We start from the raw sequence: 1199 nt of genomic DNA, 5'->3' as shown, positions 1-1199 counted from the left end.
TTTAGTTAAAAAAAAAAGCTGATAAGCATATAAACAAGTTATGCTTTATAACAAGTCATTGATTTTTTACGGATAAGTGGTTGATTTACTGTCGGAAAAAGAAAAACAATAGGGAAAAAAAGCAAAGCAAAACCAACCAACGGGCGGTAGGACTGTGAACGGCTTTTTATGGCGTGTACACATTTGTGTACAAAAAGTTTGTATTTTATTGAAATATAGCTATCTTTGTACTGAATTTAAAAGCAAACAGATATGGAAGCATTATCAGTAAGAGAATACCGTAACAACCTCGCAGCGTCTTTCACCAAAGCTGACAATGGCGAGCAGGTACTAATTCGCAGGAAAAACGAGATTTACGCTTTGGTAAAAGTTGGTCGTGAAGATTTGATGATAACCCCGGAACTGCAAGCAAGGATTGACAAGGCAAGGGAAGAAATCAAATCCGGAAAGTGTGTTACCCTCAAAAGCAGTGAGGATATTGATGCTTATTTCGACAGTCTATGATGTACACAATTAGGGTTTCCGACGGGGTGGATAAGGTGATTGCCAAATGGAAGAAATCAAACCCCAATTTGTTCAAGAAGTATAAGAAAATCTACAAAGAATTGTTAGAGCACCCTAAGACTGGGCTTGGGCATCCCGAAGCGTTAAGGGGCGGTGGGGATATTACATGGTCTCGACACATTACCGCCCATGACCGGATAATCTATGACATTTACGAGGAAGTGGTAGAGGTCTACATTTTGGAGGTAGAGGGGCATTACAACGATAAATGATAAAACTGTTATGGTCGAATATTGTGTTTACTGGTTAGAGAACGGCGAGCCTATGCACGAGGTGTTCTCTAACCTTGCCGCCGCTGAGATGTACTCATGTGCGATAAGAGGGAAAGAAAACGTTGAATGGGTGGAGGTGTCCGAAGAAGAAGCCATTGATTTGGACGAACTGGAAGACATGTTCCCGGATGACTTCTGCGGCGTGTAATCCCCTTGGGTAGAAATGGGGTAGATTTTGTTAGGCTGTGGGGGATTTTCTAACACGCCGGGGCTTTTTTGCCGGGCGGTTAGTGTGGATGTATTCCAATGCGGTATGTGTATATATAGCAAGAAGTGTCCTTGTCGGACAATTCTTGCTTTTCTCGCTTTGCTCAAAAAGATTTTAAGATTACCTTTGTGACATGGAAGTAAGACGGAACGAAA

The 1199-nt window shown here is 41.7% G+C and carries 3 protein-coding genes; all 3 read left to right on the top strand.

The window, feature by feature from the left end; translation table 11 throughout:
• The first annotated feature begins 252 nt into the window (after positions 1 to 252).
• From KQ486_RS14770 to KQ486_RS14760, 3 genes are read left to right on the top strand one after another with little or no spacing between them, the layout of a single operon-like run.
• Positions 253 to 504, top strand: coding sequence for a hypothetical protein (locus KQ486_RS14770; RefSeq protein WP_004295507.1), 252 nt, complete (start codon positions 253 to 255; stop codon positions 502 to 504).
• A gap of 26 nt (positions 505 to 530) precedes the next feature.
• On the top strand, positions 531 to 776 hold the full coding sequence (locus KQ486_RS14765; RefSeq protein WP_021409580.1) for a type II toxin-antitoxin system YoeB family toxin: 246 nt from the start codon (positions 531 to 533) through the stop codon (positions 774 to 776).
• 10 nt (positions 777 to 786) lie between these two features.
• Positions 787 to 984 carry a hypothetical protein gene (locus KQ486_RS14760; RefSeq protein ID WP_005683054.1) on the top strand — a complete coding sequence of 66 codons (198 nt, stop codon included), beginning with the start codon at positions 787 to 789 and terminating at the stop codon, positions 982 to 984.
• Positions 985 to 1199: the final 215 nt, after the last annotated feature.

The organism is Allobacillus halotolerans (assembly GCF_018967645.1).
GTDB lineage: Bacteria > Bacillota > Bacilli > Bacillales > Alkalibacillaceae > Allobacillus > Allobacillus halotolerans.
This window is presented reverse-complemented; position numbering and strand designations above follow the sequence as displayed.